The organism is Aurantimonas sp. 22II-16-19i (genome assembly GCF_002088275.1).
Lineage (GTDB): Bacteria > Pseudomonadota > Alphaproteobacteria > Rhizobiales > Rhizobiaceae > Jiella.
The window spans coordinates 1-5,609 of the sequence record NZ_AQQS01000067.1 but is presented as its reverse complement, the minus strand read 5'-3'; the positions used below and the strand labels follow the sequence as shown (position 1 = coordinate 5,609).

General features: G+C 68.7%; 1 protein-coding gene. It reads right to left on the bottom strand.

Annotated features, from left to right (window positions below; genetic code table 11):
• A partial coding sequence (locus ATO4_RS26455; protein WP_139802726.1) for a VCBS domain-containing protein occupies window positions 1-5,609 on the bottom strand: 5,609 nt, incomplete at both ends.

The following is a 5,609-nucleotide window of genomic DNA, read 5'->3' as shown; positions in this document are numbered from 1 at the left end:
CAGCGTCGCGACCGACGCCGCCGGCCCGTCGTTCTCCGCCGCGATCGCCACCGCGATCACCGCCGAGGCGACGAGGCCGCCGGCATCGCGCACCTCATAGGCGATGTCCGCCGTGCCGTTGAAGTTCGCCGCCGGGGTGAAGCTGATCTGCGTCCCCGACACCGTCACCGAACCCTCTTGCGGATCGACCGACGCCGTCACCACCAGATCGCCATCCGCCGTCTCGACGTCGCCGACGAGGGACGCGACGTCGATCGTCACCGCCCCGCCGTCTTCCGTCCCCGACGCCGTCCCGTCCACAGCCGTAGGCGCGTCGTTGACGTTGGTCACCGTCACCGCGACATCCCTCGTGACGGTCTCGCCACCCGAGCTCGCCTCGACGGTCACGTCGTAGACGTCGTCGCCGCTGACGGAATCCTCACCCTCCAGATCGGCCCCGACGAAGGTCAGGAAGCCGTCGGCGGAAATGGCGAAGCGGGCCGCATCGTCGCCCGAGAGCGCGTAGGTCACGGCCGTACCGTCGCCGTCGACCGCGAGATACTGGCCGACGGCGAGGCTCTGGTTCTCGGCGACGCTCGCCGCGAGGGGCCCCTGCGTGAAGCCCGGCGCGAAGAGGTTGTCGGTCGAGACGGCCTCCTCGTCTGCGAAGGACAGGGTCTCGACATTGGAGATCACGTCGGTGCCGTCGACGCCGGAGACGATGATGTCCGTCCCGTCGCGGGAGATCGTGTAGTCGGCCCGGTTGCCCGAGAAGACCACCGTGTCGGAGCCCGAGCCGCCGTCGATCTCGTCGTCGCCCTCTCCGGCAAAGATCCGGTCGTCGCCGGAACCGGCGAAGATCAGGTCGCGTCCGGCGCTGGACGGGGTGTTCGCCCCGGTGTCGGCCGCCGCGTCGCCGGTGCCTTCGAAGTCGATGTCGTCATTGCCCGAGCCGCCATAGATGACGTCGTCATTGGCACCGCCGGAGATGTCGTCGTCGCCGCCGCCGCCATAGATGACGTCGTCGCCGGCCTGCCCGTCGATCTCCTCGCCGAGATTGTAGTTGGCCTGGCTGCGGCCATCCATCCCGAGGGAGATGAAGTCGTCATTGCCGGAGCCGACGACGATCTCGTTGGCGCCGTCGACGGTGATGGTGACGGTGCGGGTGCCGGCGCTGACACCGGTCGCGTCGGTGAATTCCACCGTATAGGTGGCCGTGACGCTCTCGCCCTGGTCGAGGAACTGGACGAGATCGTTGTCGAGGGCAAAGCTGGTGGCGATGGCGCCATCGGCCGAGCTGCCGTCGTGGCCGGCGATTGCGGCCTGGAGCGCGGTCGCGAGTGCCGATTCCAGCGCCTCGGCCAAGGCGGATTCCGAGTCCACGCCTGCCGAATAGCTGATCACCGGCGCCGCGACGCCGTTGGAGCCGTTACCCACCGTGACCGTGTGGTCGTCGGTGAGGTCGACATCCGTGAAGGCGATCGTGTCGCTGGCCGTGAGATCGCCGGAGGTGACGGCCGTGTCCTCGGCAAGCGAGGCCGTCACGTCGGTGCCGGTGATCACCGGGGCGTCGTTTGTGCCGGTGATGGTGACGGTGATCGACCGGGTGGTGTCTTCGCCGTCGGCCTCGTCGGTGACGGTCACCGGATAGGTCAGGGTCACGCTCTCGCCGGCGCCGAGGAAGCCCAGCGCGCCGTCCGAGATGGCGTAGGTCCAGGCGACCGACCCGTCGTTGGTGCCGGGCATTGCCGAGGCATTGGCGTCGGAGGCATCGCCGAGATCGATGGCCACCGCCAGCGCCAGCAGCGCCTGCTGGAAGGCCGTCGCGCCGGTATTGTCGCCGGAGCTGTTGAGGGTCTCGGCCGCTTCGCTCGCGCCCGCCGGGGTATAGGCGATGGCGACGGAGGTATTGTCGACGGCGACCGTCGGCGTGTCGGAGAGGTCGGCGTCGGTGAAGGCGATCGTGCCGCCGGTGGAAAGCGCCGAGCCCTCGACGGGATCGGCCGAATCCTCCGCGATCTCGTCGAGGGAGCCGGCGAGCTGGCTCGCGTCGACATCGACGACGGGGGCGTCGTTGGTGCCGGTGAGGGTGACGGTCAGGGTGCGGGTGCTGGTGGAAACCTCGTCGCCATTCGCCGCCGTCACGACGTTGCCGCCATCGTCGACGGTCACGGTGTAGGCAAGGACGAGTTCCTCGCCCTCGGCCAGGAAGCTCGCCAGATCGGCATCGACGGAGAAGGCCCAGCCGACGGTGCCGGAATTGTCATCCGCAACGAGGCTGGCGCCGCCGCCATTCAGCGAGATCGAAGCACCGGCGACGAGGGCGGCGATCGCGATGTCGAGATCGGAGCCGGAGGCCGGCGCCACGTCGGTGAAGCCGCCGGCTCCGTCCGGCTGGCGGTAGGTGACGCCGATGTCGGCGGCGTCGGTGTCGACGCTGATCGTCGGGGTCTGGTCGGCATCCGCATCGGCGAAGACGAGGGTGCCGCCGTCGGACAGCACCGCGCCGGTGCCGGTGTCGCCGTCCTCGATGCCGTTCGTCTCGGTGACGGAGGCGGCGAGATCGCCGGTGGCGATGCCTTGGTTCTCGGCCACCACGTTGCCGTCGGCGTCGATGGTCTCGCCATCGGCGGCGATGACCGGCCGGTCGTTGGTGCCGGTGATGGTGATCGTCACCGTCTCGGTGACGCTCGTGGTGCCGTCGCCGACTGCGACGTCATAGGTGAGGGTCAGCTGGTCGCCGGGATCGAGGAAGTCGAAGGCTTCCTGGGCCGCGGAGGCAACGGTGGCAGCGGCGCTGTCGAAGGTCCAGGTCAGCGTGCCCGAGGTGCTGGAGCCGTCGACCACCGGACCGGCGGAGAGCGACAGCATGGCGAGGAGATCGGATGCGACGATCCCGTTGACGCTGCCGTCGAGTTCGATCGCGACACCGCTTCCGGTGGCGACGACGCCCGTCACCAAGGCGGTGACCTCGTCCGTCACGTCGACATCGGCGACGGTGAAGGAGCCGGTGGCCGTCAGCGGGCCATCGGTCTCGGCCAGCGTCTCGGCATCGTCGACGGTGGTGACGGTCGGGGCGTCGTTGCTGCCGGTGATGGTGACCGCGACGGTCTGGGTGGCGGTGCCGCCATTCCCGTCGTCGACGGTGACCGTGTAGGTCTCGGTGACGGTCTCGCCCTCTGCCAGGAGCTGCACGGCCGCATTGTCGACGGCATAGGTCCAGGTGACCTCGCCGCCCGTGCCGTTCGCCGTCGCGGTCGATACCGTGGCGACGAGCGTGCCGAACTGCGTGCCGTCCGCGACAGCGTCAGACGTCGTGGTCGAGGCGGTGAAGCTGGCCGAGGCCGCATGGGTGTCGGTCAGGTCGACGTCGGAGAAGGCGAGCGTGCCGCTCTGGGTGAGATAGGCGCCGTTTTCGTCGTCCACCGTCGTCGGATCGTCGGCGACGGTCGTGCCGTCCTCGGTCACGTCCGCCGTCACGGGACCCGCCGCGATCTTGGGATCGTCGTTGGTGCCGGTGATGGTCACGGCGACGGTCTGGGTGGTGGTGCCGCCATTCCCGTCATCGACGGTGACCGTGTAGGTCTCGGTGACGGTCTCGCCCTCCGCCAGGAGCTGCACGGCCGCATTCTCGACGGCATAGGTCCAGGTGACCTCGCCGCCCGTGCCGTTCGCCGTCGCGGTCGCAACCGTGGCGACGAGCCTGCCGAACTGGGTGCCGGGCGCGACAGCGTCAGACGTCGTGGTCGAGGAGGTGAAGCTGGCCGAGGCCATATGCGTGTCGGTCAGGTCCACGTCGGAGAAGGCGAGCGTGCCGGTCTGGGTGAGATAGGCGCCTTCTTCGACCGCCCCCGTCGTCGGATCGTCAGTGACGGTCGCGACGTCTTCGGCAACGCCCGCCGTCACAGGGCCCGTCGCGATCACCGGCGTGTCGTTGGTGCCGGTGATGGTGACGGAGACGGTGCGGGTGCCGGCACTGATGCCGGCCTCGTCGGCGAGTGCGACGGAGTAGACGGCAGTGACCGTCTCGCCGACGGCGAGGAACTGCGTCAGGGCGTTGTCGACGGCAAAGCTCGTCGTGATGTCGCCGCCTTCGCCGGTTCCCGCATGGCCGGCGATCGCTGCCGTCAGCGCGGTCTGGAGAGCCGTCGTCAGGGCCAGCGCCGAGGCGGATTCCGAGTCCACGCCCGCCGAATAGCTGATGACCGGCGCCGCGACCTGGTTCGAGCCGGTCCCGACGGTGACCGTGTGATCGTCGGTGAGGTCGACGTCGGTGAAGGCGATGGTGTCAGTGGCGACGAGAGCGCCGGCATCGACATTGGCATCCTCGGTGAGGGCTTCCGTCACGTTTTCGCCGACGAGGACCGGCCCGTCATTGGTGCCGGTGATGGTGATGGTCACCGTCTCGGTGGTGGTGGCAATGCCGTCGTCAAGGGTGATGGTATAGGTCTGGGTGAGGGTTTCGCCCGCGCCGAGGAAGTCGACGGCTGCGTCGTCGACGGAGAAGCTCCAGCGGACGTGGCCTTCGCCGTCGCCCTCTCCGGTGCTGTCGTCGGCGATGCCGTCGGTGCCTGCGAGGGTGAAGGTCCCGAGATAGCCGGTGTCGCCGGGCTCGAACGTCGCGGTGTGGGTGTCGGTGGCGTCCGGGTCGGCGAAGGCGATGACGCCGGTGGCCGTCAGCGCGGTGTCATTCTCGCCGGCCGCGCCGTCGACGATCTCGGTGACGGCGCCGTCGCGGGTGCCGAGTTCCAGCCGGTCGACATGCAGGCCGCCGGTGACGGAAACGTCGGTGAACCAGCCATAGCGCACGCCGCCCACTTCACCGCCGGCACCGATGGTGTCCGCGGGGTTGCTGAGGGTCTGCGTGAAGACGACCTTACCCGTGGCATCGAGCACATTCATGGTGACGGCGAGGACGCCGTCGTCTTCGTTGAAGACGTGCTGCAGCGTGTACCAGCCGCTCGCCGTGATCTCGGCGTTCGGACCATTCTCCAGGTTCTCCCGCGGTTCAAAGCTCGAGCCGTTGTCGGCGCCGACGAGAAGCCCTTCCCCGTCCGAGTCCTGCGTGACGTGGAAGATGAAGTCGCGCTGGTGAAGGCCGTCCGAGCCGTTGGCGGCGACGGAATAGTCGAAGCCTTCGCCCAAGGCCCAGGTGGTGTCGAGATAGACCATGACCTCGGTGGTCATGCCGTCGACGAATTCGGAGGTGTAGCCGCCGAAGCGGGTGAACGGACCGGAGCCGTCGGTGCCGTTGGCACTGGGCGTTTCGGTGACGACCGCGTGGGCGGTCCCGTCCGGCGAAACGATGCCGCCCGTGCCGGACGTCACGTCAATGACGGTGCCATAGTCGGTGCGGTCGAAGACGCCGTCGGTGCCGGTCTCAAAGGACTGGACGAAGTTGAAAACCGGCGCGTCGTTGGTGCCGGTCACGGTCACCGTCACCGTCTCGGTGTCGGTGCCGCCCTCGCCGTCGGAGACGGTGTAGGTGAAGCTGTCCGTGGCGAATTCGCCCGCCGCGAGGGAGTCGAACTCGCCCGTCGCGTCATAGGTGAAGGTGCCGTCGAGATTGTTGGTGACGGTGCCGACCGTGCCGGCGGTATCGATCTCGTAGGTGAGGGCCTGCCCCTCCG